The organism is Pseudomonas graminis, from assembly GCF_004364335.1.
Taxonomy (GTDB): Bacteria; Pseudomonadota; Gammaproteobacteria; order Pseudomonadales; family Pseudomonadaceae; genus Aquipseudomonas; species Aquipseudomonas graminis_D.
On record NZ_SOCR01000007.1, the window covers coordinates 379,200 to 405,594 of the forward strand.

Below are 26,395 nucleotides of genomic sequence, written 5' to 3' on the forward strand. Positions count from 1 at the left end.
CGTTCTCCCGCTCTGGTCAGGCTCTATTGCCATGACGCCGCTGCCATTCATCGACCACATCGCCCAGGGTCTTGGGGCTGTCGTTGCGTATCCAGGCCATGAAGTCGCGGTCGAACTTAAAGGCCGGCCCGCACTGCGCGGTCATAAACCGGCGTACGCTCTGGGTATTGCGGTAATCCTGGGTGACAGGGGTGTCTCGGGAAAGCGATTCGCTGTGCCAGTCAAAGGCCATGGGGCTGAGTCCAGGTGAGGGGGTCGCGCACAGTCTAGTCGGCAAACGCGGGCTGTCGCACCGGTGGCGGGATCCATTCCATATTTGTTTCAACTATCCCACCCTCTCACAGTCACACAGTCACTCCCGCCCATTGACTGATGATGTTTTCGCATGAGTTTCATTCTTTGCATGACCGTCTTCGGTGTCCTGCTGATGCTGCTGGCACTGACTTCTTCCTATCTGCGCTGGCTGCCGGTCACGACGTCGGCGGTGTGTCTGGCGTTTGGCGCGGCGATCGGGCCCTGGGGCCTGGACATCGCGCAGCTCGACATTCGCGACGCACGCCACTGGCTTGAACGGCTGACTGAAATCGCCGTGCTGTTTTCCCTGTTCAACACCGGCATCAAGTTGCGCCTGCCCCTGCACCGCAGCGGCTGGTATTCAGCGTACCTGTTGGCCGGGCCGGTGATGCTGGCAACCATCGCCGGCGTCAGCCTGACCGCGCATTACCTGTTCGGCCTGTCATGGCCGATCTCTTTGCTGCTCGGCGCCATGCTCTCACCCACCGACCCGGTCCTGGCCGGCCTGGTGCAGGTCAACAGCGCCCAGGACCTGGACCGGGTGCGCTTCGGCCTGTCGGGTGAGGCCGGGCTCAACGACGGCACCGCGTTCCCCTTCGTGATTTTCGCCCTGTTGTTCATCACCCACGGTTTCTCGGATTTCGACTGGACCCAGGGCTGGCTCCTGAGAAACATCGTCTGGGGCGTGCCGGTCGGTCTGATGCTGGGTTACGGCCTGGGCCGCGGCGTCGGCCATCTGATGATTTACCTGCGCATCAAGAACGCCGACAGCACCCTGTCGCCCAACGACTTCCTCGCTCTGGCCCTGATCGCCATTGCCTACGTCAGCGCCGAAGGCCTCGGCGCCTATGGCTTCCTGGCGGTGTTCGCGGCGGGCATCGGACTGCGTCACGCCGAATCCAACGCCACCCAATCGGAGGTGCCGTCGGAACACGTGGCCATCCCGGTGGTGGGGCACACCCACAGCGATCCGGAGTCGGCGATCATGGGTGATCGCGATTCGCTGTCCGACAGCCAGCTCGCTGCCGGCGTGATGATGGGCGACATGATGGTCTTCGGCAGCCTGGTGGAACGCGCCATGGAAGTGCTGCTGATTACCCTCCTCGGCGCGGCCCTGGCCAGTTACTGGGACTGGCGCGCCGTGGGACTGGGCCTGGCGTTGTTCTGCGTGATCCGGCCGCTGAGCGTGTGGCTGCTGATCAGTGGCAGATTACTGACCCGGCCGCAAAAAGCGCTGGTGGGCTGGTTCGGCATTCGCGGCATCGGCACGCTGTATTACCTGTGTTATGCCCTGACCCACGGGCTGCCGGCCGAGGCGGTGGACACCACCATCAGCCTGACGTTGTCGGTAGTAGCGTTGAGCATTCTGCTGCACGGCATCAGCATTCAGCCGCTGCTGGAGCGCTATGAGTGCAGCATCAGCCGCGACAGCAACGACTAGCGCCATGGTCTGGCCGCATGCGTACCTGGCGGCGGCCGTCTGACAAACGCCTCGTGATAGACAGCGTCGATGACCCTATCGGAACAAGCGATTGGACGCTCAGGGGCCCTATCGGTAGCGTGCTCACTAATTGATCAGGTCTTTTGAGCGCTCTCTGCAATGCGGTTTAACGTCGCAGCAGCGTCTCCATCAGAGATCGGCGCCGTGTCCCTGACACCTCCGCGCACCAAGCCTGGATGCTTGAACCCCTCCTTCGTTTTCGCACCGCCGGCTCGTTCCGTCGCGGTGCGGTCCATTGCTTGCGAGCTTGAAAGCCTATGTCCATCAATACACCCCAGCAGATTGCCGAGATCACCATTGAAGCCGGCGTGAAAAAGTCCCATCTGCCGACCCCGGCGATTCTGGTGCTGGGCTTTCTCGCCGGAGCGTTCATCGCCCTTGGCTTTTTGCTGGACATCCATGTCAGCACGATGATCCCGGCGGCCTGGGCATCACTGGGTAACCTGATGGGCGCGGCGGTGTTTCCGCTGGGTCTGATTCTGGTGATCCTCGCCGGCGGCGAGCTGCTCACGGGCAACATGATGAGCCTGCCGACCGCGATGTTCGCGGGTCGGGTGCCCCTGTCGGCGGTGGCGCGCAACTGGGCGCTGGTCACGTTCGCGAACCTGCTGGGCGCGCTGTTCGTGGCCTACTTCTTCGGCCATGTGCTGGGCCTGACTGAAGGTGCGTACCTGGCCAAGACCCTGGCCATCGCCAAGGCCAAAGTCAGCGCTGATTTCGGTCAGGCGTTTATTTCCGGCATTGGTTGCAACTGGTTGGTGTGCCTGGCGGTCTGGTTGTCATACGCCAGCAAAGACGTGACCGGGAAAGTGGTAGCCATGTGGTTCCCGATCATGGCCTTCGTCGCCATCGGCTTCCAGCACGTGGTCGCCAACATGTTCGTGATCCCGGCGGCGATCTTTGCCGATGCCCTGAGCTGGACCGATTTCGTTGAAAACTTCGTCGCGGTGTTCCTTGGCAACGCCGTGGGGGGTGCAATTTTCGTCGGGCTCGCGTATTACGTGTCCTATTCGAAAGCCATTCAGGCTTCGGCAACCGGCGTCACTGATGCGGCCATCGAGCAGCAGACCGGAAGCCAGATTTAACGCTGCAGCCGCGCGCCTTTCTTATTGGGGCGCGCACCCTGTTTCTGCCACGTGTCACGTTGTTGAGAGTAATCAATGTCAGATCGAGTCCTGATGGACAGCTATTCACGCAAAGTCGATTACGTCCGCATGTCGGTGACGGATCGCTGCGATTTCCGCTGCGTGTATTGCATGGCCGAGGACATGACCTTCCTCCCCCGTCAGCAGATTCTCTCCCTCGAAGAAATCCATCAACTGGCCGAGCGTTTTGTGGCGCTGGGCACCAAGAAGATCCGTCTGACCGGCGGTGAGCCATTGGTGCGCTCCGGCATCGTCGGGCTGGTTCGCAGCATCGCCGCCCTGCCCGGCCTGCGCGAACTGTGCATGACCACCAACGGCTCGCAGCTCGACAAACTCGCCGTGCCGCTGTTCGAAGCCGGTCTCAAGCGCCTCAATATCAGCCTCGACAGCCTCGATCCCGCGCGCTTCAAGGAACTGACCCGCACCGGTGATCTGAGCAAGGTGATTGCCGGAATCGACGCCGCCAACGCGGCCGGTTTCGAGCGCACCAAGCTCAACTGCGTGGTGATGCAGGGCCGCAACGACCACGAGATCAATGATCTGGTGGCCTTCGCCATTGATCGTGGCGTGGATATCACGTTTATCGAAGAGATGCCCCTCGGGACGATCAGCGAGCACAGCCGCGCCGAGTCGTTCTACTCCAGCGAGCAGGTGCGCGAACGTATCGCCGAGCGCTACACCCTGGTGCATTCCACCGAGTCCACGTCCGGGCCTTCCCGCTACTGGCGCGTGGCTGAAGCGCCGCACATCCGCATCGGCTTCATCTCGCCCCACAGCCACAACTTCTGCGCAACCTGCAACCGCGTTCGCGTGACGGTGGAAGGTCGTTTGCTGTTGTGCCTGGGTAACGAGCATTCGGCCGATCTGAAAGCTGTGCTGCGGGCCAATCCGGGTCAGCCGGACAAGCTTGAGAAAGCCATCGTCAACGCCATGCAATTGAAGCCGTGGAAGCACAACTTCGAGCTCAACGATGACGTGCAGGTGGTGCGGTTCATGAACATGACCGGCGGCTGAATAGGCCCTTGTTGCTGAGCTGTTAGCGCATTATGAGAAGCCTGGCAGCCTCCACGCTTGAGACCGCCAGTCCTTGCTGAACAGGCTGATCAGCCCTTGATGAAGCCCAGCAGAATCGCATTGATCTCTTCCGGCTGAACCGTGCACATGCCGTGGGCGCCGCCCTTGACGACGTGCAGCGTCGAGCCTTTCACCAACTCGTGACTCTTGTAGCCGGACGCGACGATCGGGACGATCTGGTCGTCATCGCCGTGCAGGATCAGGGTTGGCACGTCGATCTTTTTGAGGTCTTCGGTGAAGTCGGTTTCCGAGAACGCCTTGATGCAGTCGAACTCGCCTTTGATGCTGCCCAGCATGCCGATGGACCAGAACGAGTCGATCGCGCCCTGGGAGGTTTTCACGCCGTCGCGGTTGAAGCCAAAGAACGGCACGGCGAGATCCTTGAAGAACTGTGAGCGGTCGGCGGTGAAGCCGGCGCGGATGCCGTCAAACACCTCCATGGGCAGGCCTTCGGGATTGGCGTCGGTTTTGAGCATGATGGGTGGGACCGCGCCGATGAGGACGGCTTTGGCGACCCGTGCGGTGCCATGGCGGCCGATGTAGCGGGCGACTTCGCCACCGCCGGTGGAGTGGCCGATCATGATGGCGTCTTTGAGGTCGAGGGCTTCGAACAGTTGGGCGAGGTCGTCGGCGTAGGTGTCCATGTCGTTGCCTTCCCAGGTCTGGCCTGAGCGCCCGTGGCCGCGGCGGTCGTGGGCGATGACGCGGAAGCCGTGCTGGCCGAGGAAGAGCATTTGCGCATCCCAGGCGTCGCCGTCGAGGGGCCAGCCATGGGAGAAGACGATCGGCTGGCCGGTGCCCCAGTCTTTGTAGAAGAATTCGGTGCCGTCTTTCAGGGTCAGGGTGGTCATCGGATGCGGTCCTCGGGATAGGGTGCAGGGGAAGGTTGAGCGTAGTCCCGGATCGCGGATGTGCCTTGTCCATATGTGCTGGTTTGCGCTTCGCGAGATCAAGATCAAGATCAAGAGCGTCTGCCTGGGGGCAGACTGTTTCGCCTCCGGCGAGTTACTTGATAAAGCCCCAAGTAACCAAGGGCTTATGCTCCTGGTTAGGCCCCTCCTTCGTCGGGGTTCCTTCACTCCGGTCTCGCTCCGTGGGCCCGCCGCCATCCGCCATCCATGGCGGGGGGCGGCTCTCGCGGCATCCATGCCGCTCGGCCCACGGAGCGAGACCTGCGTTCAGCCTGCACCCAAGTCGCGATTGGCGGTGTCTGGACTTTTTGCGTATGAAGATCAAAAACACATCAAAAGCTTCCCGGCTAAAGCCGGTCCCACAGGGTGTACGCGGTGCCTTTAGTGGGACCGGCTTCAGCCGGGAAGACGTCGGTGTGAGCACCACCATTTCCACTGAATACACGCACACTCACGGTAGGAGCCGGCTTGCTGGCGAACGCGGTGGCACAGGAATGAAGATGTCAACTGACCCACTGCATTCGCCAGCAAGCCGGCGCCTACGGACCGAATAAATCCGGATCAATAGCTTCCCGGCTAAAGCCGGTCCTACAGTCCGAGTTGCCGCTGCTACCACGGGCTGCACGTGCTGCTGTTAGTGGGACCGGCTTCAGCCGGGAAGACGTCGGTGTGAGCACCACCATTTCCACTGAATGCACGCACACTCACGGTAGGAGCCGGCTTGCTGGCGAACGCGGTGGCGCTGAAATGGAGATGTCGACTGACCCACTGCGTTCGCCTGCAAGCCGGCTCCTACGGACCGAGTAAATTCGGATCAATGACTTCCCGGCGGAAGGCGGTCCCACTGGATGCACGCGCTGCTGTTAGTGGGACCGGCTTTAGCCGGGAAGACGCCGGTGTGACGACCGGCGATGTCGCGGCCTGACACAGGTGCCTCAGGCCTGGTTGCCACCGCGACTCAATGCACCCAGACGACCGGAGATCGATTGCATGCCTTTGCCCAGTTCGCGCAGGGTGCCGGCGTCCCGCGCGCCTTGTTCGCTGGAGGCGTGAATGCGCACCGCCAGCTCGTTGATTTCGTGGGTGACATGGCTTTGCTCCTGAGCCGCCACCGCGATCTGATGGGCGCGCTGGACGATATCGTCGAAGCTGAAGACGGTGGTGCCCAGTGTGGCGGCGACGTTGACGGCCTGTTGCACCGACTCACGGGTGCGATGAGCGCCGTTCTGCATGGTCGAGACCGCCGCACTGGAGGCCTGACGCAACTGCGAGATCATCTCCTGAATTTCGTTCGCCGACGCCTGGGTGCGCCCTGCCAGGGTGCGGACCTCATCGGCCACGACCGCAAAGCCACGGCCCTGTTCGCCTGCGCGTGCCGCTTCGATGGCGGCGTTCAGGGCCAGCAGATTGGTCTGTTGCGAGATCGATTTGATCACCTCCAGCACGCTGCCCACGCGCTCGATGTCATCGCCCAGCTGGGTGATGGCGCCCGCCGCCCCGGCAATGTCGGTTGCAAGCACTTCGATGGACTGGCTGTTGCTGTTGACCTGATCCTGGCTTTTCTGCGCCTCGCCCAGGGAACGGCGGGCGGTGTCGGAGCAGTCCGTGGTGTTCTGGGCGACTTCGTTGGCACTGGCCGACATCTCGGTGATTGCGGTCGCCAGCAAGGTGTTGTCCTGACGCTGGGATTCGGCCCGCTCGGCGACGCCTTGGGACAGCTGCGCCAGCTCGTTGGCCTGGCGCTCCAGGGACACCGACTCCTCGGCGATGCGGTGCAGCATGTTGCGCAGGGAACCTGCGTATCGGTTGACCGACTCACGCAGCGCGCCGATCTCGTCGGCACGCAAAATGGCCAGTTGAGTATCGGTACACCCGCCCTGCCCCAGGCTGTCGATTTGCGCGGTGGTTTCCTCCAGTTGCGCCAACAGCCGCTTGCCTGCCAGCCAGGCCAGACCCAGCAGCACGCCCAACAGCGGCAACAGGAACAACAGAATCTGTCCGGTGAGGCGGTTGGCCAGGCCGACCACCCGGGCTTCCGGGGTCACCAGGCCAATCCGCCAGCCGGTGCCGGCCATGGTCGCCAGCGTGACGTAGGCCGGGCCGTTGAGCCGGCCATCCTGCTCAATCCTCAGCGTCGAGAGGGCCGAGGTGTTGCTCGCGAGCTGATCAGCCACCGGCTTCAACCAGGGTTGCTCCTGGCTCAACCCGGTAATGGTCAGCAGGCCCTTGGTGCCTTTCGCATCGGGGAAATACAGCACGTTGCCTGAAGGATCCACCGCGAATGCGTAGCCGTCGGTGACGCCGCCTTTCTCTTTGAGGAAGGCCGCCAGACCGTCAAGCTTCAGGTCGATGGTCGCGACCCCGGCGAACGCGCCCTGCGCCCGAAAAGGGACGCTGCAGGTGGTCATGGCCACGCCGCTGACCGGGTCCTGGTAAGCATCGGACCAGACGCAACGCCCTGCCGGTGCGGACTTGGCCCCGGTGTACCAGGTTTCAGCCTGATAAGGCGGCGTTTTGGCCTGGTTGTATTCGTCCGAAAAGTCCAGTCGATTGCCTGCGTCCCGTGCCCAGAAAAAACTGCGACGCTCGGTGCCCGCCGCAAATGCGTTGGGTTCCGGCCACACGCCGCCACCGGCAATGGCGGAATCCCCCTGACTGTCGATCAAGCCGGGGAAGTTGCTCAGGTACAGGGCTTCTTCGTGGGGCAGCGTCTCCGCGAGCAGCGCCATGGCAGCAGCGGTCCCCTCGATGCGACTCAAGGGCAACGCCAGCTGACGGGTGATGGCGCTGGCTGACTGCTCCGCCGACTCGGTGCCGGCGGCCACCAGTTGGGGTTTGCCCCCCAGGGTCATGACCGCGAAAATCGCCACCGCCGTGAGAATCAGCAATGTCAGGATCCCCAGGGTCATTCGTCCAGCGATACGGCGGGGAATCAACGACATGGTCAAGCTCCGAAGGAAATGTAGGGCTACATTTGCAACGGCCGTGACAGGCAAAAGTTGAAGCCGGACAGACGTTTAAACGACATCGGCGACAGGTGGTTATAGGACGACTCGCCAGACCTCTCCCCGCCCGCCCCCGTTCAGACCAGCATGGCGTCCCGCGCCACCCGAACATGCCCGGGCAGTTCCGCGGCATGCTCCATCAACCACGCATCCAGCGTATGCCCGACATGGGTCAGCACGGCCTGATCGGGCTCGAGCGCTTCAATGATCTGCAGCGCCAGATTCACATCATTGTGGTTACGCGGCGTCTGCGGTTGCGGCGGCATGGAGCAGTCGATGACCAGCACGTCGAGCGCCTGGAGCTGCAAAAAAGCCTGGGTGTCGTGGGGCAAGCCGACGGTGTCGGTAAGGTAGGCGATGCGGCGTCCCCCGCCTTCGAGCAGATAACCGAGCGTCGGTTTCGAGTGCAGCAGCGGCAGCGCGGTGACGTGCAGTTCGCCCAGCGCACGGCTTTCAAAGGGCATGAAGGGCTGGCTGAAATCGAGGATACCGGGGTGTTTGTACAGGTCCGACAGCCCTTCCGCGTCCACCGGGCCGTGCACCGGGATCACCAGCCCCTGGCCCCAGCGCAGGTGCAGCAGGCCCTGGGCGTGGTCGGCGTGGTAGTGGGTTTGCAGGATGCCGCTGAGGCTGCGCGGCGGGAAGCGGTCGGTGAGGTCGGGCAAGCCGCTGTCGATGAGCCAGCGCTGTTCGCCCACTTCAACCAGCGCGCAGCACGGGCGTCGGCGCAGGCGTTGGTCGGCATGGGCGGCGTGACAAGCTGCGCATTCACAGCCGTAGACCGGCACTTGCCGCGCATCCCCCGTGCCAAGAAGCGTCAGGCGCATGCGTGGGCGCGCTCCAGTCGCTGCAACAATCGGGCGACCGTTTGCTCCAGCGCGCCGGAGTTGTCGAGCACGATCAACGACGGGTCGCTCGCCTGCACGTCGTCGGCGAATTGCGCGTTGCGCGCCAGTCGGGTTTCGATGTCTTGGGCCGATTCCCGCGCGCGACTGAGCAAGCGCTCCCGCAAGACGGATTGATCCACGGTCAACAGCACCACCCACAGCGACGGATAACGCGACCGCGCTTGAGGCAGATGTCCGCGCGAGCCGTTGACCAGCACGTCGTGCCCGTCGGCCAGCCATTGATCGATCTCTTTGGGGATGCCGTAATGCAGGCCGTTGGCGAACCAGCTCAAGGCAAACGCACCCTGAGACTGCAGTTCGTCGAAGCGCTCGACACTGACGGCCTGGGCCGCTTCGCCCTTGGCTTCCGCCGATCGGGTGATGACCCGCCGCACGATCCGGCAGTCCCGCGCGGCCAGCGCCTCGCGGGCCGCATCCAGCAGGCTGTCCTTGCCCGAACCCGACGGCCCGATGAGATAGATCAACCTGCCTGCCATCAGAACACCCTCTTCGCTTGTCGCCAGACTTGTTGAATGATGGGCAGTGTGCCCAGAGCCCGGGCGTGGATCAGGTCGGCGCGCAGGCCGACACGGATCTCGCCGCGATCCTGCAAGCCCGCCGAACGGGCCGGTGCCAGGCTGACCGTGGTCACCGCCTGCGCCAGTCCGGCGCCCGTCGAGTCATCTGCTGCATCCAGCTGGGCCCCCAGGGTGAACGCCGCCTGCAATAGGCTGGCCGGATAGTAATCGCTGGAGAGAATATCCAGTAGCCCTTCTTCGGCCAATGTCGCCGCCGCAATATTGCCCGAGTGCGAGCCGCCGCGAACGATGTTCGGCGCGCCCATCAACACGCTCATGCCCAGGCGCCGGCAGCCCTGCGCGGCTTCAAGGGTGGTCGGGAACTCAGCGATGCTCATGCCGTAGGCCGCCGACTCTTCGACGTGGGCCAGTGTCGCGTCATCGTGGCTGGCCACCGACAACCCCCGCGCCAGGCAGATGTCAACGATGGCCCGGCGATAACGGTCGCTGTAGGTCTTGGAATTGGCGACCTGCTCAACGATGAAGGCGTCCATCTGTTCGCTGCTCAGGTGGTATTTGCCCATGTAGTACTCACGGTACTTGGATTCCAGGGCGAACTGGCGCTGGCCCGGCGAATGGTCCATCACCGACACCAGTTGCACCAGCGGCTGCTCGACCAGGTCGCGGAACACGCTGAGGGTGTCGGGGTGGCAGACTTCGCAGCGCAGGTGCAGGCGGTGCTCGGCGCGGGTCAGGTCGGCAGCGTTTGCCGAAGCGATCGCCTCGATCATGCCCGGCAGTTGCTGCATGCGTTTGCCCTTGGGATTGACGTCGCCGATGGACAGCGCGTCGAACACCGTGGTGATGCCCGCCGCAATGATTTGCGCATCGTGGCTCATCACCGCCGAGGCCGACGGCCAGTCCACACCGGGGCGCGGGCTGAGGTGCTTTTCCAGGTTGTCGGTGTGCAGCTCGACCAGCCCCGGCAGCAGGTAATCACCATTCAGGTTCTGCGCCTGGGACAGTTGACTGATGCTGTCATCGACCTCGCTGATCAACCCGTCGCGCAGCACCACGGTGCCGGTGAAGACGCGCTCGGCAGTGACGATCTTGGCGTTGGTCAGGATCTGTTCGTTCAGCATTGTTCGGTCTCCTTCAAGCTCGACGCCATCGAAGCCTGCGGGTCAAGGTCGGGCGGGGTCATGTCCAGGTGGCGGTCGGACACCGCTTCCCGGGCCAGTCGGTCGTGGAAAATGCCTATCACTGCGGCGCCAGCGCTCTTCGCTTCATTGATCAATTCGAGGACCACCTGGCGATTGCCGTCGTCCAGCGATGCGGTGGGCTCGTCCAGCAGCATCACCGGCCACGGCACCATGAAGCCGCGGGCGATGTTGACGCGCTGCTGTTCGCCGCCGGAAAACGTCCCCGGTGCCAATTGCCACAGGCGCTGGGGAATGTTCAGCCGAGCGAGCAGATCCTCGGCGCGGGTCCGGGCATCCTCGCGCTTCCAGCCACGGGCCAGCGCCGGTTCCATGACCACATCGACCGTGGCGACGCGCGGGATGACGCGCAGAAACTGGCTGACATACCCGAGGGTCTGCTGGCGCACTTGCAGCACGTCCCGGGGCGCGGCGCCCACCAGCTCCAGCCACTCGCCCTGATGCTGCACGCGAATGCTGCCGCCGGCCGGCAGGTAGTTGCCGTAAAGGGTGCGCAGCAGCGTACTTTTGCCCGCGCCGGAATGGCCGTGGAGCACCAGGCATTCGCCGCCGCTGACGGAGAAATTCAGGCCGCGCAGCACGTTGAGCACGACGCCGTTCTGCTGGTGCAGGGTGAAGGTTTTCGAAAGGTCACGGACCTCGATCAGCGTGTTCATTGAAGGCATCCCGAAAGGCGGATCATGGCTGCAGCACCGAAGACACCAGCAGCTGCGAATACGGATGTTGCGGGTCGTCGAGGATCTGATCGGTCAGGCCGGTTTCCACCACATGGGAACGGCGCATGACCATCAGCCGATCGGCGAGCAAGCGGGCCACGGCCAGGTCGTGGGTGACGATCACCACCGCCAGGTCCAGCTCGCGCACCAGCCCGCGCATCAGGTCGAGCAAACGCGCCTGCACCGACACGTCGAGGCCGCCGGTGGGCTCGTCCATGAACACCAGCCGTGGGCCGGACACCAGATTTCGGGCGATCTGCAAACGTTGCTGCATGCCGCCGGAAAAAGTCCGTGGCAGGTCGTCGATGCGCGCCGGATCGATCTCCACTTGATTGAGCCAGTCCAGCCCCGCCGCCCGCAGCGCCTGATAATTGCGCACGCCCTGGGCCATCAGCCGCTCGCCGATATTGGCGCCGGCTGACACCGCCATGCGCAGGCCGTCGCGGGGGTTCTGCTCGACGAAGCCCCACTCCGTGCGCAGCAAGGTGCGCCGTTCGGCCTCGCTGGCGCTGTAAAGGTCGAGCCATTGGCCGGCGCTTTTATGGGTGTCGGCGAGGCGGTAATCGATGACGCCGCTGTCGGGCGGGCAACGGCCGCTGAGCAACGACAGCAGCGTCGACTTGCCGGAGCCGGATTCACCGACAATGCCCAGCACCTCGCCCGGGTACAGCTCGAAACTGACGTCCTGGCATCCTTTCTCCGGCCCGTACAACTTGGTCAGTCCGCGTACTTTCAGCAGCGGCTGGGTGCGATCGCTGACGGCATCCCGGTCGATCTGTTGAGCAGCGTTCATTGCCCGGCCCTCCCCTGACTGACCCGTTGCGCGCAGTAGTCGGTGTCCGAGCAGACGAAACTCTGGGTGCCCTGATCGTCGAGGATCAGCTCGTCGAGGAACGAGTCGTGGCTGCCGCAGATCGCACAGCTGTGTTCCCACTTCTGCACTTCAAAAGGGTGATCCTCGAAGTCCAGGCTGGTGACGCGGGTGAACGGCGGCACCGCGTACAGACGCTTCTCGCGACCGGCGCCGAACAGCATCAGCGCCGAGCTCATGTCGAGTTTCGGGTTGTCGAATTTGGGGATCGGCGACGGGTCCATGACGTAGCGCTCGTCGACGGTCACCGGGTAGGCGTAGGCCGTGGCGATGTGGCCGAAGGTGGCGATGTCTTCGTAGAGCTTGACGTGCATGACGCCATAGTCATTCAGCGCGTGCATGGTGCGGGTCTCGGTTTCCGACGGTTCGATGAAGCGCAGCGGCTCGGGGATCGGCACCTGATAGACCATGATCTGATCGGCGTGCAGCGGCGTTTCCGGGATGCGGTGGCGGGTCTGGATGATCGTCGCTTCGGGCGTGCGCTCAGTGGTGGCGACGCCGGCGGTGCGGGCAAAGAAACGGCGGATCGACACGGCGTTGGTGGTGTCGTCGGCGCCCTGATCGATGACTTTCAGCACGTCTTCGGCGCCGAGGATCGCGGCGGTCAGTTGCATGCCGCCGGTGCCCCAGCCGTAGGGCAGCGGCATTTCACGGCCACCGAAGGGCACTTGATAACCGGGAATCGCCACGGCCTTGAGCAGGCCGCGACGGATCATGCGTTTGGTCTGTTCATCCAGATACGCGAAGTTGTAGGCCTCGTCTCGCGGCGTCTGTGGCTGGGGACGTGGCTGCGTGGCGGCGTTCATTGAGCCGGCTCCTTGGAGGGCTTGCGCAGTTTGCGGATCAGTTCCAGTTCGGCCTGGAAGTCCACGTAGTGCGGCAGTTTCAGGTGCGAGACGAAACCGGCGGCCTCGACGTTGTCGCAGTGGGCGAGCACGAACTCTTCCTGCTGGGCCGGCGAGACGATTTCTTCGCTGTATTCACCGGCGCGCAGGGAGCGGTCCACCAGCGCCATGCCCATGGCTTTGCGCTCGGCATGCCCGAAGGCCAGGCCATAGCCGCGCGTGAATTGCGGCAGCTCGGTGGCGGAACCGACGAACTGGTTGACCATTTCGCACTCGGTCAGCTCGATGGCGCCAATGGAAATCGGAAAGCCCAGCTCTTCCGGCTCGATCCACACCTCCACTTCACCCACCCGAATTTCGCCGGCAAACGGGTGATTGCGGCCATAGCCGCGCTGGGTCGAATAGCCCAGCGCCAACAGGAACCCTTCATCGCCCCGGGCCAGCGCTTGCAGGCGTTCGGCGCGGCTGGCCGGGTACTCCAGCGGCTCGCGGGTGATGTCGGCGACCGGCGCGCCGGTGTCCTGTTCTTCCTTGATCAGGCCTTCTTTTGCGAGCAGCCCCAGCACCCGCGGACAGTCCTGAACGGCGGCGTCGGCCTGGGCTTCAGGGCCGGGAAATTCGCCTTCGGCCAGCAAGGTGAAATCCAGCAGACGGTGGGTGTAATCGAAGGTCGGGCCCAGCAATTGCCCGCCGGGGACGTCCTTGAACGTGGCCGACAAACGCCGGTTGAGCTGCATGGCCGAGGTGTCGATGGGCAGACTGGCGCTGAAGCGGGTCAGCGTGGTGCGGTAGGCGCGCAGCAGGAAGATCGCTTCAACCAGATCGCCGGCCGACTGCTTGATCGCCAGCGCCGCCAGTTCGGCGTCGTAAAGCGAGCCTTCTGTCATCACCCGGGCGACGGCCAGGGGCAGTTGCTGACGGATCTGTTCCACGCCCAGTTCCGCGACGGACGTGTCGCCCCGGCGCTGTTTCGCCAGCAGTTTGTGGGCATTGTCGATGGCCTGTTCGCCACCCTTGACGGCAACGTACATCAGGCGGCTCCTTTCGACTGTTGAGGCCTGGACTGCTGGGGCTTGAACATCACTTGGGTGCTGCGCGGCAGGCCGAGCAATTCGCTGCCGGCGACGAAGAACACGTCGATGCCGCGCGGGAAATCATTGCGCGCTTCGCGCTCCTGCCAGAACGCCTCCTGCAACGGCAGGCTGACGTGGTTTTTGCTTTCGATGCCCGGCCCATGCCAGGCCAGTTGCGTGCCGCCCTGCAGGCTCGGCAACTGGACCAATAGCGTGCAGGACTGATCCGGATAGCGGTCGTTACCCAGGTCGAAACCGCTGAGGTCGTGCAACTGGCTGTCGTCGAGCAGCGCGAAGCGGGCGTTCTGCCGGTCGCTGACGATCGGGCAGCCGCAATGGAAGGTCAGGTTGGCGCGAATGGCCTGGGTGTCGAACGTCGGCGCGAGCCACAGTGGCGTGTCGATGTCCAGCAAGGCCAGGCACAGGGCGTGGCTGGCGGCGGCGAGGCCTTCGAGGTGCGGCGGGGTTTGCGTGGCGAGCAGGCTTTGCGCGACACCGGGGCCGGCCAGCGCCTTGAGGGCGGCGCGAAAACTGCGCTGGGCATCCAGCACCGGGTCGGCGAATGCTGGCTGCAGCAGCGAGGCGGGCAAGGATTCAGTTGCGAGAGAGGTGCTCATCAGTTCTCTCCTCTGACCAGGGTGAAGAAGTCCACTTTGGTCGCGGCGGTTTCGGCTTGTTGTTGGGTCCGGCGCATGTCTTGCGCACGGGCCAGCGGGTCGATCAGGTCGCTGATCCAGTGCGCCTGTTGGGCGCCCTGCAAATGCGCGTCGGCCAGGGCGGCGAGTTCGGCGTGGGCCTTGTCGCGCCCCGCCAGGTAGCTGAAGCCGGTGCGGCCGTCGGCCAGGCGCACCACACAGCGGGTTACGGTCATCTCGCCGACGTTGAACGGCGCACCGCTGCCGCCCATGCGGCCCCGCACCAGGGTCATGCCTATTTCCGGCGCGCGGATCAGTTGGTAGTCGGCGTCACGCAACGCGGCTTCGTGGGCCAGGAGTTCGCTGCGGCGGCTGCGCGAGAGCACACCAATCCAGTGCTGGCGCGCGGCGTGGTCCGGTACTTGGGCGTCGGATGCGGTGGAGCAAGCGGGTGTGGCAGTCATCGAGGGCATCTCCGTCAGGTGACGATCTGATACTGGAAGCGGTCGGAGCGGCTGGTGGAATGGGCAATCTCCACCGGGTTTCCGTGCGCATCGTGGGACAGGGTGAGCACCGTCAGCGCCGGCAAGTGGCGCGGCATCAGCAGCACGCTGGCTTCTTCGCGACTGGGCAGGCGCGCGCCGATCAGGCTGAAGGTGCGGGTCAACGGCAACTGGCGTTCGGCAAGGAACTGGCGCACCGAGCCGCTGACGTAGTCGGCGATCAACGACGCGCGGGTGGCGCAGTAACGGTGGCGAATCAGGCAGACCGGCTGGCCGTCGAGGCGGCGCAGGGTTTGCAGTTCGATCAGCGGCGCGTAGGGTTCAAGGCCCAGGTGCCCGGCCTCCTCCGCCGTTGCCGTGCAGAGCCTGCGTTGCAGCAGCACCGCTTCGACGCCGTGGCCCAGCGCCGCGAGGGATTCGCTGTAGGCACTGCCGGCGGCGACCGGGTACACCAGCGGACGGCCCAGCACCTGAGTGCCTTTGCCCTGTCGGCGCAGCAGGCTGCCTTCGCGGACCAGCTCGTCGATGGCCCGGCGCACCGTATGGCGGTTGACCTCGAAGCGCGCCGCCAGCTGGGTTTCGGCGGGCAGGTATTCCCCGGCGGTGTAGCGGTCGAGTTCACTGCGCAGGGTCTGCGCGAGTTCGAGGTACATGGGTTCACGATGAGGCGATTCGCGATGCATGGGCTCGCGATGAAGCGTTTCGCGGCTCATCGGTTCTCGAATCAGTGCTTCGGATTGTCTAGACAACTGCATGGCTAAAAAAGGGTTCGCACCCTCTCCTGTCGTGGTCATTAGATGAACTGCTTGCGCAGGCGCTGGGAGAAGATGTCGATGACGCTCACCACCACGATGATCACCAGCAGCACTGAGCAGGTCTGGGTGAACTGGAAGGCGCGGATGTTTTCCCAGAGGATCACGCCGATCCCGCCGGCACCGACCATTCCCACCACCGTGGCCGAGCGCACGTTGGATTCGAAGCGGTACAGCGCGTAGGAAATCCACAGCGGCATGACCTGCGGAATGACCCCGAAGATCACTTCCTGCAACGCACTGGCGCCGGTGGCACGCACGCCCTCGACCGGGCCCGGATCAATCGCTTCCACCGCTTCGGCAAACAGCTTGGCGAGCACGCCGGTGGTGCTGATCCACAACGCGAGGACACCGGCAAACGGGCCCAGGCCGACAGCCACCACGAAGAGCATGGCGAAGACCATTTCGTTGATCGAGCGGAACGAATCCATGACCCGGCGCAATGGCTGGTGAATCCACCACGGGGTGATGTTGTCGGCGCAGAGAATGCCCAGCGGCACCGAGCAGACGATCGCCAGCAGCGTGCCCCACAGGGCGATCTGCACGGTGACGATCATTTCCTTGAGGTAGGCGCGCCATTCGTGGAAGTCAGGCGGGAAGAAGTCGGCGGCGAAGGTCGCCATGTTGCCGGAATCGCGGTACAGCGCCAGCGGGTTCATTTCCGCGCCGTGCCAGGCCCAGGCCATCATCGCCAGGAACAGGCCCCAGCCCAGGTATTGCGGCCAGCTGCGCTTGCCAGCGGCTTCGAGGTAAGCAGCGTGAGTGGTCATAAAAAGTCCGGTTGCGATCGGGTGAAGCGTCATGACTGGCGCGCTGTGCCTGCAGGTGATTTACCCACACAGGCAAGCACGCCCCGTGCATCAACCCGCCTTGGCGGTGCCTTGTTTTTCCAGCTCGGAAATACGGTCCTGCAGCCTGGTCAGCCCGGCGTCGATGTCTTTCAGGCGGGTGGCCTTCTCGTCGGCGCTGAGGGTGGTGCTGGCCGTGGTTTCGGTCTTCTGCTTGAACAGCTCGAGCTGGCGGATGGTCAGCAACTGGTCGTCCGAGGACTTGAGGAACTTGCCCATCTGCATGTTCTTCAGCACGGCCTTTTCTTCGTCGGTGTCACCGTAGTTGGCGAAGAAATCGCGGATCTTGTTCTTGTCCACGTCCGACAAGCCCTTGCGCCAGACCATCGGGTCAGCCGGGATCAGCGGCGATTTCCAGATCACCTTGAGCATCGCGGCCTTGTCCGGCTGGGTGACTTCCAGACGGTCCCAGCTTTCGGTGTTGAAGGTGGCGACGTCCAGTTGCCCTTTGGCCACGCTGAGGGCGTTGACTTCATGGCTGGAGTTCAGCGTGCGTTTGAAGGCGGTGGCGGCGTCGACGTGGTTCTGCGCGAACACGTAGTAGCCCGGCACCAGATAGCCCGACGTTGAGTTCGGGTCACCGTTGCCGAAGGTCAGTTCCTTGGCGTGCTTGAGCATGTCCTCGACCGAATTGATCGGGCTGTCCTTGCGCGCAATGATCACGCTCCAGTAGCCGGGCGCACCGTTGGCGGCGGCGGTCTGGGCGAAGATCTCGCCGCCGGAACGGTCCACCGCTTCCATCGCCGCCTTGTTGCCCAGCCAGGCCACGTCGACCTTGTTGAAGCGCATGCCCTGGATCAGGCCGGCGTAGTCGGAGGCGAAGGTGGCGTTGACTTTCAGCCCGGTCTTTTTCGTCATGTCGTCGATGAACGGCTGCCAGACGCTTTTCAGGTTCTGCGACGACTCGGTGGACATGATGCCGAAGTTGATGACGTTGTCGTCGGCCTGCGCAGTGCCCATCAGGCAACCGGCGACGACAGCGGCAGACGCGAATACGCGCCCGATACGGTTCAACATGGGGAACTCCCGGAGCTGGTTTTCGTGTGGGGTTGGGTGTTGTCTGTTACCGGTGCCGCCACTGAGTCAGGCGCGGGCCATCAGCAATTGGGGCGGTCGTTCGGTGTTCCGCGCGCTGCCGTCGAACATCAGGCTGGTGTCGGCGTCGGCGCCATACAGGTCGTTGAGGAACTGGCTGTTAAGCTCGCAGCCGTTGCCGTCGAAGTGAATGCGCCCGCCTTTGAGGGCCACGGCACGCGGGCAATAGCGCACGGCGTAATCCACCTGATGCAGGGTGACGACGACAGTCTTGCCGTCCCGGCGATTGATGTCGGCGAGAATTTCCATGACCTTGCGCGCCGATTCGGGGTCGAGGGACGCAATGGGTTCGTCGGCAAGAATCACTTCGGCCTGCTGGGTCAGCGCGCGGGCAATGGCCACCCGCTGCTGCTGGCCGCCGGACAGGGTCGAGGCCCGTTGCGGCGCGAGATCGGCGAGGCCGACGCGGTCGAGGTTGGCCATGGCGCGGGCTTTCTCCTCGGCGTTGAACAGCCCCAGGCTGCCACGCCAGCGCGGCATGCGACCGAGGCAGCCGAGCAGGACGTTGTCGAGGACGCTGAGGCGATTGACCAGGTTGAATTGCTGGAAGATGTAGCCGATGTCGGCGCGCAGGCGCCGCACTTTGCCGTTGAGGCGGCCCGAAGCCTGCACTTCGCGGCCCAGCACCTGGACGCTGCCGCCGTTGCTGCGATCACAGCAGGCCAGCCCGGCCAGATGCCGCAACAGCGTGGATTTGCCGGAACCGGAAGCGCCGATCAGCGCCACCATTTCTCCGTGTTGTATAGACAATGCAAGGTCAACCAAAGCGGTCTTTCCAGCGAATGTCTTGTTCAGGCGGTCGACGTGGATGGCTGCGTTCATGGGCTTCTCTGGTCTTGTGATTCCAGCGTCCTGCCGGGGTGAATGATCAGCCGCACGACCGTCCATGGCCGCGTTCGGTGCGAGTGACATTAGGGGCAGCCTGTGGCAGTTCCATGAATCGACGATGACTGTGGAGTGGCAGTTCGGAGACCATTTGATGCGGGGTTTTTCGTGGGTTTTGTGGACATCAGGACGTCGAAGGGCGGTTTAGGCGCTGTGCGGGCTAGACAAGTTGCGCGGATGTTGAAGGCTGGATGGCGGGGTTAAAGGCGGGGTTGAAACAAATAATTCGTGCCGTTGGTCCGTTGGCACAACGCGATGCAGTGGGTGGGACTGGATTTAGACGGGAAAGCGTCAGGCGTTACGCCGCAGTACTGATGCCTGGCAGCGGTTCTGTAGGAGCCGGCTTGCTGGCGAATGCGGTGGGCCAGAACCGAGAGTGTTGGCTGACGAAACCGGTTCGCCAGCAAGCCGGCTCCTACAGTTTCGCGTCGTGCCTGCGTCGGTAGGACTGGCTTTAGCCGGGAAAGCGTAAGGCGTCACGCCGCAGAACTGAGGGTGTTCAGACTGGCCTCTTCCCGGCTGAAGCCGGTCCTACTATGGGAATGCATTCGTCCATCAGGACCGGCTTCAGCCTGGGATGGACGCGGAGCGTCAGGGGATGCATACCCACGCGGAGCGTGGGCACGATCAGAAATCAACCGGTTTGATGAAGATCAACTGTAGGAGCGCGCTTGCCCGCGAATTGCGGTGGATCAGACGCATTAATATGACTGACAGGACGCCATCGCGGGCAAGCGCGCTCCTACAGGGGATTACATCCGCTCTTGATCCGCTTTTGATCTGCTTTTGATCTTCGTACGCAAATAGTCCAGACGACGCCAATCGCGACTTGGGTGCAGGCTGAACGCAGGTCTCGCTCCGTGGGCCGAGCGGCATGGATGCCGCGAGAGCCGCCCCCCGCCATGGATGGCGGATGGCGGCGGGCCCACGGAGCGGGACCGGAGTGAAGGTACCCGACGAAGTCGGGCCAAACCAGGAGCAGGCACTTTTGCTTACTTTTGGTGCTTTTCAAAAGTAAGTCGCCGAAGGCGAAACGGTCTGCCCCCAGGCGGACGCCTTTGATCTAGATCCTGAACGTCCCCACCAAATGCTGCAACCGCGCCGTCTGATGCTCCAGGTGCGTACAAGCATCGAGCGTAGACTTCAGGTTATCGACACCCTCCTGGTTCAGCGTATTGATCTCGGTAATGTCGACATTGATCGACTCCACCACCGCCGTCTGCTCCTCGGTAGCGGTCGCCACCGACTGGTTCATCCCGTCAATTTCGCTGATCCGGCGGGTCACGCTGTTGAGGCGCTCACCGGCCTGATTGGCAATGATCACGCTGTTCTCGCTCTGGCGCTGGCTCTCGGTCATGTTGATCACCGCGTCGCGCGCGCCGACCTGCAATTCCTCGATCATGCCCTGCACCTGCTGCGCCGAATCCTGGGTGCGGTGGGCCAGGTTTCTCACCTCGTCCGCCACCACCGCAAAACCACGCCCCGCTTCCCCTGCCCGCGCCGCTTCAATGGCAGCGTTGAGCGCCAGCAAGTTGGTCTGCTGGGAAATACCGGTGATCACCTCCAGAATCTGCCCGATGTTGGCGGTCTTGTTGTTCAGGGTTTCAATGTTGGCGCACGACTCGCTGATCTTCTCTGACAGCTGGTTCATCGCCTTGATGGTCTGGCTGACGACGCCCTGGCCTTCGCTGGCCAGTTGCGTGGCTTCGCTGGAATGCTGCGACGCCAGCGCAGCGTTCTGAGCGATTTCCTGGGCGGCGGCACCGAGCTGGTTGATCGCCGCAGCCACGCTGCTGGTGCGACTGGTTTGCTGATCGGAATTGCCCATCGACGAGTTCGAGGCACCGACAACGCGGGCCGCGACCTCTCCCAGTTGCCCGGCGGTGGACGCCACTTCACGGATCGAGCCGTGAATACGTTCCACAAAACGGTTGAACGACTGCGCCAGCGCGCCGAATTCATCCTGAGACACGATGGCCAGACGCTTGGTCAGGTCGCCCTCTCCGTCGGCCATGTCCTGCATCGCCCGGCCCATCTGGTGCAACGGCTGCATCAGGGTACGGATCAGCAGGCCCAGCAGGAGCATGATGATCGCCACCGCGATGACCATCGCCAAGATCGCCGAAGAGCGGAATTCGCTGAGCATCGAGTAGGCGGCATCGCGATCGAGGACCAGCGCCACGTACCAGTTCGCCGAGGACAGCCCTTCCACCTTGGTGAACGAGATGATCTGCGCCTTGCCGCCGGACTCGATTTCCGCCACGCCCGGCGCGATGGTCGGCGCGCCGCTCGGGTAGGCTTCGCTGACGTTCTTGAGGATCAGCTTGCTGTCCGGGTGAATCAGAATCTTGCCGTCGGCGCTGACGATATACGCATAACCGTGGCCGCCGAAGTTCAGCGAGTTGATGGTCTTGCTGATCGCGTCCAGGGAAATGTCCGCGCCCGCGACGCCGATCATCTGCCCTTGCTGACGCACCGGCGTGGCCAGGGTCACCACCAGTTTGCCCGATGAGGCGGCGATGTACGGCTCGGTCACGATAATGCCCTGGGCCGCATCGGCGGCCTTGTACCAGCCACGGGCCCGCGGGTCATAGTCGGCCGGGCGATTGCCCGTCGGCACGGAGAACATCACGCCGTCCTTGCTGCCGAAATAGCTGAGCTGGAAATTGTCCGGATACACCGGCAAACCGATCGCCCGCTGCAGGCTGCCTGCCGCCGGACCGTCAACCGCGATCTGCTGGGCCATGGAGTTGAGCAACTGCGTGCGGCTGTCGAGCCAGGTTTGAATGTTTTGAGTGGTCAGGCTTCCCATCTGTTGAAGTTCGGAGGCGACGCTGTTCTTCAGGGTTTCGCGCTGGCGATAATCGTTCACCAGAATGAAACACGAGAAAGCAACTACCACGATGAGTGCAGCGGCCAGCAGGATCTTTTTGCTGAAACCCAGACGTTTAATCATATGCGTGTGTCCATAACCAGAGATGACAGCGACGAAAGTGCGATGCCGATAGGTGCGCTGCGCTTTGCACGGGGTGCGGCAGGAAAGAGAAGGCACGGCCTGACAGATGTTTCGGCCGCGAACGCGGGGAGTTTAGGGTCGGGTGTTAATGAAGATTCAGGGTGGTTATTTGAGGGGTTAAGAGGTTGAGGCTCTATCCAAATGCGTGGCGTTTACGTGGTGACTGGATCCAAAGAGTGAGGGTGTGCAGACTGGCCCCTTCCCGGCTGAAGCCGGTCCTACAAAAGTACCGCATCCCGTCAGTGAGACCTGCGACGCGGAGCATCAGGCGATGCATTTCCACGCGGAGCATGGGAACGATCAATGTCAAACTGCAAAATTGGCAGCGCTTAAACCGGCCTCTTCCCGGCTAAAGCCGGTCCCACTAACAGCAGCGCGTGCATTCATTGCGACCGACTCCGACTGTAGGACCGGCTTCAGCCGGGAAGCTCTTGATCTGCTTTTGATCTTCGTATCCCGGCCATCACACCCGATCGGTCATCGCCGCCATGGCCACGGAGGTGGCGGCGGTGCGGGTTTCGACGCCGAGTTTGATGTAGATGTGTTCCAGGTGTTTGTTCACCGTGCGCGGGCTCAGTTGCAGGATGTCGCCGATGTCTTTGTTGGTTTTGCCGCAGGACACCCAGCGCAACACTTCGATTTCCCGGTCGGTGAGCTGGAAGCGGCGGGACAGTTTGCCGTAGGCGGATTTGTCTTCGAACGTCACCGGCTGCGACGCCGTGCGGGCGGTTTGCAGGATGCGCGCGGTGCGCAAATGCGAAGCGACCCGGGCGAGCACTTCGGCGCACTCGATCGGCTTGGTGACGTAGTCGATGGCGCCGGCCTCGAACCCCTGGACCACGTGCTCGCTGTCGGTCAGCGCAGTCATGAACAGCACGGGGATGTTGGCGGTGTCCGGTTGCGCCTTGATCAGGCGGCAAGTGTCGAAGCCGTTCAGGCCGGGCATCATCGCGTCCAGCAGAATCAGGTCCGGACGCCGACGCTGGATGCGGGTCAACGCGCTGTGCCCGTCCAGCGCCACCAGCACCATGTACCCCGCCTCGTCCAGGGCATCGGACAGCAGCGCCAGGTTATCGGGTACGTCATCGACGATCAGGATGACGCCGTTTTCAGCGGCTCGGGTCATGGCGTCCATTAAGGGCCTCCTTCAATTGAAGACTGAGTTCATCCAGGCGAAAACCTGACGCCAGGGTTCGCAGGCGGGAGACAAAACCGCCGCTGTGGGTGTCCTCGCGCTCGATGGCGTCGAGTTTTTGTTGAATGCCACGGATATAGCCCAGGCCGCACAGTTCATACAGCTCTTCCAGATCTTCGCGCGACGGCAACCCCCCCGGCGTTTGCACGAGCACCGGGGCGCTGCGCAAACGCCGCTGCCAGGTGAGTTGCAGATGGTGCTGAATCCGGTCCAGCAGTTGCGGCAAATGCAGGGGTTTGGCCAGGTAGTCATTGCACACCTGCAGGCTACGTTCCTTGTCATCGGCGAAGGCATTGGCGTTGGCCGACAGCACGATGATCGGCGCCAGGGACAGCGCGTTGCGGCGGATCATCCGACTGGTCGCCCAACCGTCCATGTCCGGCATGGACAGGTCCATCAGGATCAGGTCCGGGTGCAGCAGCGACACCTGCCGGACCGCCTCTTGCCCGTTGGCCGCCTGCGCCACGTCAAACCCCAGCGGCATGAGCATGCCGCTGATGACCTTGCGGTGCTCGATGTGATCGTCCACCACCAGAATCAGCCGCCGCTGACCGTCATAACCGATGACGTCGTGGTTGACGTCGATGATCGCCTTGGGCACCCGCACTTCAGACAAGAACAGCCGCACCTGAAACCGCGTGCCTTCATCAGGCTGGCTGCTGACGGACAGGGCGCCCCCCATCAACGCGGTGAGCATCCGCGTGATGGTCAGCCCCAGGCCCACGCCGTTGTCTTGCCGTACCAGCCCGCCCCGTTCGAACGGTTGAAAGATGCGCTCGATCTGTTCCGGCGCGATGCCGATACCGGTGTCGATGATGTCGAAGGTCGCTGTTTCGCGCCGGTAACTGACCCGCAGGCAGACTTCCCCGCTGTCGGTGAAGTTGATCGCGTTGCCGAGCAGGTTGATCAGAATCTGCCGTACCCGCTTCTCGTCGCCGCGCACCACTTCCGGCATGCGCCCGATCAGCTCCAGGCGAAAGTGCAGGCCTTTCTCCCGGGCCGTGCTGGCGAACATTTTCTTCAGGTCGTCGAGAAACTCCTGGAACAGGATTTCGGTCGGCTCCAGCCGCAGTTTGCCGGCTTCGATCTTGGCCACGTCCAGCAGGCCGTCGATCAGCGACAACAAATGCGAACTGCTGCGCATGATGGTCGCCAGGGAATCCAGATGTTTGCTCGGGGTGGCGACGTCCCGCTGCAGGATCTGGGTGAAACCAAGAATGCTGTTGAGCGGCGTGCGCAGCTCGTGGGAAAGCCCGGTGACATAGCGGCTCTTGGCGGCGTTGGCAGCCTCCGAGGCTTCCTTGGCTTCCTGCAACGCCTGATCGGTTTTGTCGTGGGCCTCGATTTCCTGCATCAACAACGCCGTCTGCCGCTCGGATTCTTCCAGGGCCACGCGCCGGCTCTCCCGGGTCAGCACCACCCACCAGGCCAGTACCCCCGCGAACACGCAAAAGGTCAGGAACGCCTTGAGAAACGCCAGCATCAGGGTGTGATGCACCTGAGGCGACTGATCGATCAGCCCGTGTGAGACCTGGCTGTAAATCATCGTCAGCGCCCCGGTCAGGGTCAGCACCAACACGGTGAGCAGGCCCAGGTATTGCGCCAGCCGGGTGTGCAGGTATTGGCGTGGCAAGCGGGGCAGCAGGCGGCCGATCAGGTCCTCGAACTGCATCGACAGCCGCGAGCGGGGTTTGCATTGATCGCCGCAGCGGGCGTCCAGCGAACAGCACAACGAGCAGATGGGCGAACCGTAGGCCGGGCACCAGGCCATGTCCGGGGTTTCGAAACGATTGCTGCACACGCCACAGCGCAGGCTGGTCTGGCGCCCGAGGGGGAACAGCAGGCCGGGGTCGCTTTCCCGGGCGATGTAGTAACGGCCTTTGGTCAGCCAGGCGATCAACGGCGCCGCGATCAGCGCCGTGGTCAGGGAAATCAGCGGCGGCGCGGCGCGGGCCACCTCCCCCAACGCACCGAAATGGGCACACATGGACAGCAGTGACGCAATAAACATCGCGCCGACGCCCACCGGGTTGATGTCGTACAGGTGCGCGCGCTTGAACTCAATGTACGTGGGCGAGAGACCGAGGGGCTTGTTGATCACCAGATCGGCCACCAGCGCGCCGATCCAGGCGATGGCGACATTGGCGTACAGGCCGAGCACTTCCTCAATGGCGTCGAAGACGCCCAGTTCCATGAGAATCAGCGCGATAGCGACGTTGAACACCAGCCAGACCACCCGGCCGGGATGGCTGTGGGTGACCCGGGCAAAGAAGTTCGACCAGGCCAGTGACCCGGCGTAGGCGTTGGTCATGTTGATCTTGATCTGGGAAATGATCACGAACAGCACCATGGCCGCCAGCGCCCATTCCGGGGAGGCAAACACGTAGTTGAACGCCACCAGGTACATCTGCGTCGGCTCAGCCGCGCGTTCGATGGGCACTTGATGTTGCAGGGCAAGGAAAGCAAGAAAGGCGCCGGCCATGATTTTCAGGCCGCCGGGGATGACCCAGCCGGGCCCGGCCATCAGCAGCGCGGCCCACCAGCGCTTGCGGTTGCGGCGGGTTTTTTCCGGCAGAAAGCGCAGGTAGTCCACCTGCTCGCCGATCTGCGTCACCAGGGACAACGCCACGCTGAACGCGGCGCCAAACAGCAGCAGATTGAAGGTGCCGCCCTCGCCTTCGCGCCCGGCAAAGCTGGTGAGGTCGGCCAGCGCGTCGGGGTTTTTCCAGATCACGAACACGTACGGCACGATCAACAACGTCAGCCACAACGGTTGCGACCACATTTGCAGGCGACTGATCAGGGTGATGCCGTAGGCCACCAGCGGGATGACGATGATCGAGCAGATCACGTACGCCAGCGCCAACGGAATGTGGGTGTACAGCTCCAGCGCCAGCGCCATGATCGCCGCCTCGAGGGCGAAGAACAGAAAGGTGAAACTGGCGTAGATCAACGAGGTGATGGTCGAGCCGATGTAGCCGAAGCCGGCGCCACGGGTCAGCAGGTCCATGTCCACGCCATAGCGCGCGGCGTAGTAGCTGATGGGCAGTCCGGTGAAAAAGATCACCACCGTCATGGCGATGATGGCCCATAAGGTGTTGGTGAAGCCGTAGCTCATCACCAGCGCGCCGCCGATGGCTTCCAGTGCCAGGAACGACACGGCCCCGACAGCGGTGTTGGCGATGCGGAATTCCGACCATTTGCGAAAGGACTTGGGCGTGAAACGCAACGCGTAGTCTTCCATGGTCTCGTCGGCGACCAGACGGTTGTAATCGCGGCGCACCTTGATGATGCGTTGAGAGCCGGAGGGTCGCACAGAGTGGTTCCTGATGAGAGAGAGCGAATT

Annotated in this window: 22 protein-coding genes and 2 pseudogenes; 3 read left to right on the plus strand and 21 right to left on the minus strand. The window is 63.2% G+C overall.

All coding sequences use genetic code 11. The annotated features are described in order from the left end of the window. Window positions 1-16: 16 nt before the first annotated feature. Entirely contained in the window at window positions 17-232 is a 216-nt protein-coding gene (locus tag EC919_RS15770; RefSeq protein WP_133775359.1) for a DUF6434 domain-containing protein, read from the minus strand. Between the two features lie 153 nt (window positions 233-385). Between EC919_RS15770 and EC919_RS15775 the strand changes: the two genes are divergently transcribed. From EC919_RS15775 to moaA, 3 genes are all read left to right on the plus strand, one after another. Continuing rightward, window positions 386-1,735 (plus strand): cation:proton antiporter, encoded by a 1,350-nt coding sequence (locus EC919_RS15775; protein WP_133775360.1) that lies wholly within the window; start codon window positions 386-388, stop codon window positions 1,733-1,735. Window positions 1,736-2,052: 317 nt separating this feature from the next. Further along, window positions 2,053-2,880 carry a formate/nitrite transporter family protein gene (locus EC919_RS15780; protein ID WP_133775361.1) on the plus strand — a complete coding sequence of 276 codons (828 nt, stop codon included), beginning with the start codon at window positions 2,053-2,055 and terminating at the stop codon, window positions 2,878-2,880. Window positions 2,881-2,955: 75 nt separating this feature from the next. Beyond that, a complete protein-coding gene (gene moaA, locus EC919_RS15785; RefSeq protein ID WP_065991658.1) occupies window positions 2,956-3,954 on the plus strand; it encodes a GTP 3',8-cyclase MoaA in 999 nt (332 codons plus the stop codon). 89 nt (window positions 3,955-4,043) lie between these two features. Here the strand turns inward: moaA and EC919_RS15790 are convergent, their stop codons facing one another. The 20 genes and pseudogenes from EC919_RS15790 to EC919_RS15885 all read right to left on the minus strand — a co-directional run bounded on the left by EC919_RS15790 (window position 4,044) and on the right by EC919_RS15885 (window position 26,365). Next, window positions 4,044-4,865, minus strand: a complete 822-nt coding sequence (locus tag EC919_RS15790) for an alpha/beta fold hydrolase (RefSeq protein WP_133775362.1) — start codon at window positions 4,863-4,865, stop codon at window positions 4,044-4,046. A 995-nt stretch (window positions 4,866-5,860) separates the two neighbouring features. Further along, the gene (locus EC919_RS27865; protein ID WP_432213826.1) at window positions 5,861-7,000 is read right to left on the minus strand and encodes a methyl-accepting chemotaxis protein; all 1,140 of its coding nucleotides are present in this window, start codon (window positions 6,998-7,000) and stop codon (window positions 5,861-5,863) included. After that, window positions 6,986-7,867: pseudogene (locus EC919_RS27870) on the minus strand (cache domain-containing protein); the annotation flags it as partial. The pseudogene EC919_RS27870 and the gene EC919_RS27865, both read right to left, overlap by 15 nt. A 140-nt stretch (window positions 7,868-8,007) precedes the next feature. Then, a complete protein-coding gene (phnP, locus tag EC919_RS15805; protein WP_133775365.1) occupies window positions 8,008-8,757 on the minus strand; it encodes a phosphonate metabolism protein PhnP in 750 nt (249 codons plus the stop codon). Next, window positions 8,748-9,314: a phosphonate metabolism protein/1,5-bisphosphokinase (PRPP-forming) PhnN gene (gene phnN / locus EC919_RS15810; RefSeq protein ID WP_133775366.1), complete on the minus strand. Its 567-nt coding sequence runs from the start codon at window positions 9,312-9,314 to the stop codon at window positions 8,748-8,750. Before phnN ends, phnP begins: the two co-directional genes overlap by 10 nt. Beyond that, window positions 9,314-10,477 (minus strand): alpha-D-ribose 1-methylphosphonate 5-triphosphate diphosphatase, encoded by a 1,164-nt coding sequence (locus EC919_RS15815; protein ID WP_133775367.1) that lies wholly within the window; start codon window positions 10,475-10,477, stop codon window positions 9,314-9,316. Before EC919_RS15815 ends, phnN begins: the two co-directional genes overlap by 1 nt. Next, entirely contained in the window at window positions 10,471-11,211 is a 741-nt protein-coding gene (phnL, locus tag EC919_RS15820; protein ID WP_133775368.1) for a phosphonate C-P lyase system protein PhnL, read from the minus strand. Before phnL ends, EC919_RS15815 begins: the two co-directional genes overlap by 7 nt. A gap of 22 nt (window positions 11,212-11,233) precedes the next feature. Beyond that, window positions 11,234-12,064, minus strand: coding sequence for a phosphonate C-P lyase system protein PhnK (phnK, locus tag EC919_RS15825; protein WP_133775369.1), 831 nt, complete (start codon window positions 12,062-12,064; stop codon window positions 11,234-11,236). Next, window positions 12,061-12,948, minus strand: coding sequence for an alpha-D-ribose 1-methylphosphonate 5-phosphate C-P-lyase PhnJ (locus EC919_RS15830; protein ID WP_133775370.1), 888 nt, complete (start codon window positions 12,946-12,948; stop codon window positions 12,061-12,063). Before EC919_RS15830 ends, phnK begins: the two co-directional genes overlap by 4 nt. Continuing rightward, window positions 12,945-14,018 carry a carbon-phosphorus lyase complex subunit PhnI gene (locus EC919_RS15835; RefSeq protein WP_133775371.1) on the minus strand — a complete coding sequence of 358 codons (1,074 nt, stop codon included), beginning with the start codon at window positions 14,016-14,018 and terminating at the stop codon, window positions 12,945-12,947. Before EC919_RS15835 ends, EC919_RS15830 begins: the two co-directional genes overlap by 4 nt. Beyond that, on the minus strand, window positions 14,018-14,650 hold the full coding sequence (gene phnH, locus EC919_RS15840) for a phosphonate C-P lyase system protein PhnH (RefSeq protein ID WP_133775428.1): 633 nt from the start codon (window positions 14,648-14,650) through the stop codon (window positions 14,018-14,020). The genes EC919_RS15835 and phnH overlap by 1 nt, the downstream gene beginning before the upstream one ends. Window positions 14,651-14,676: 26 nt before the next feature. Then, window positions 14,677-15,159, minus strand: coding sequence for a phosphonate C-P lyase system protein PhnG (gene phnG, locus EC919_RS15845; RefSeq protein ID WP_133775372.1), 483 nt, complete (start codon window positions 15,157-15,159; stop codon window positions 14,677-14,679). 14 nt (window positions 15,160-15,173) lie between these two features. Then, window positions 15,174-15,851 (minus strand): phosphonate metabolism transcriptional regulator PhnF, encoded by a 678-nt coding sequence (phnF, locus tag EC919_RS15850; RefSeq protein WP_133775373.1) that lies wholly within the window; start codon window positions 15,849-15,851, stop codon window positions 15,174-15,176. 140 nt (window positions 15,852-15,991) lie between these two features. Continuing rightward, window positions 15,992-16,780: a phosphonate ABC transporter, permease protein PhnE gene (phnE, locus tag EC919_RS15855; protein ID WP_133775374.1), complete on the minus strand. Its 789-nt coding sequence runs from the start codon at window positions 16,778-16,780 to the stop codon at window positions 15,992-15,994. A gap of 90 nt (window positions 16,781-16,870) precedes the next feature. Then, window positions 16,871-17,875: a phosphonate ABC transporter substrate-binding protein gene (gene phnD, locus EC919_RS15860; protein ID WP_133775375.1), complete on the minus strand. Its 1,005-nt coding sequence runs from the start codon at window positions 17,873-17,875 to the stop codon at window positions 16,871-16,873. Between the two features lie 66 nt (window positions 17,876-17,941). Next, the gene (gene phnC, locus EC919_RS15865; protein ID WP_133775376.1) at window positions 17,942-18,775 is read right to left on the minus strand and encodes a phosphonate ABC transporter ATP-binding protein; all 834 of its coding nucleotides are present in this window, start codon (window positions 18,773-18,775) and stop codon (window positions 17,942-17,944) included. 1,126 nt (window positions 18,776-19,901) lie between these two features. Continuing rightward, window positions 19,902-20,666 (minus strand): methyl-accepting chemotaxis protein, encoded by a 765-nt coding sequence (locus EC919_RS27875; protein WP_432213827.1) that lies wholly within the window; start codon window positions 20,664-20,666, stop codon window positions 19,902-19,904. A 93-nt stretch (window positions 20,667-20,759) separates the two neighbouring features. Continuing rightward, a pseudogene (locus EC919_RS27880) lies at window positions 20,760-21,794 on the minus strand (HAMP domain-containing protein); the annotation flags it as partial. A gap of 523 nt (window positions 21,795-22,317) precedes the next feature. Next, window positions 22,318-22,989, minus strand: a complete 672-nt coding sequence (locus EC919_RS15880) for a response regulator (RefSeq protein ID WP_133775378.1) — start codon at window positions 22,987-22,989, stop codon at window positions 22,318-22,320. Continuing rightward, complete coding sequence (locus EC919_RS15885) at window positions 22,964-26,365, minus strand: ATP-binding protein (RefSeq protein WP_133775379.1); 3,402 nt, start codon at window positions 26,363-26,365, stop codon at window positions 22,964-22,966. The genes EC919_RS15880 and EC919_RS15885 overlap by 26 nt, the downstream gene beginning before the upstream one ends. Window positions 26,366-26,395 lie beyond the last annotated feature (30 nt).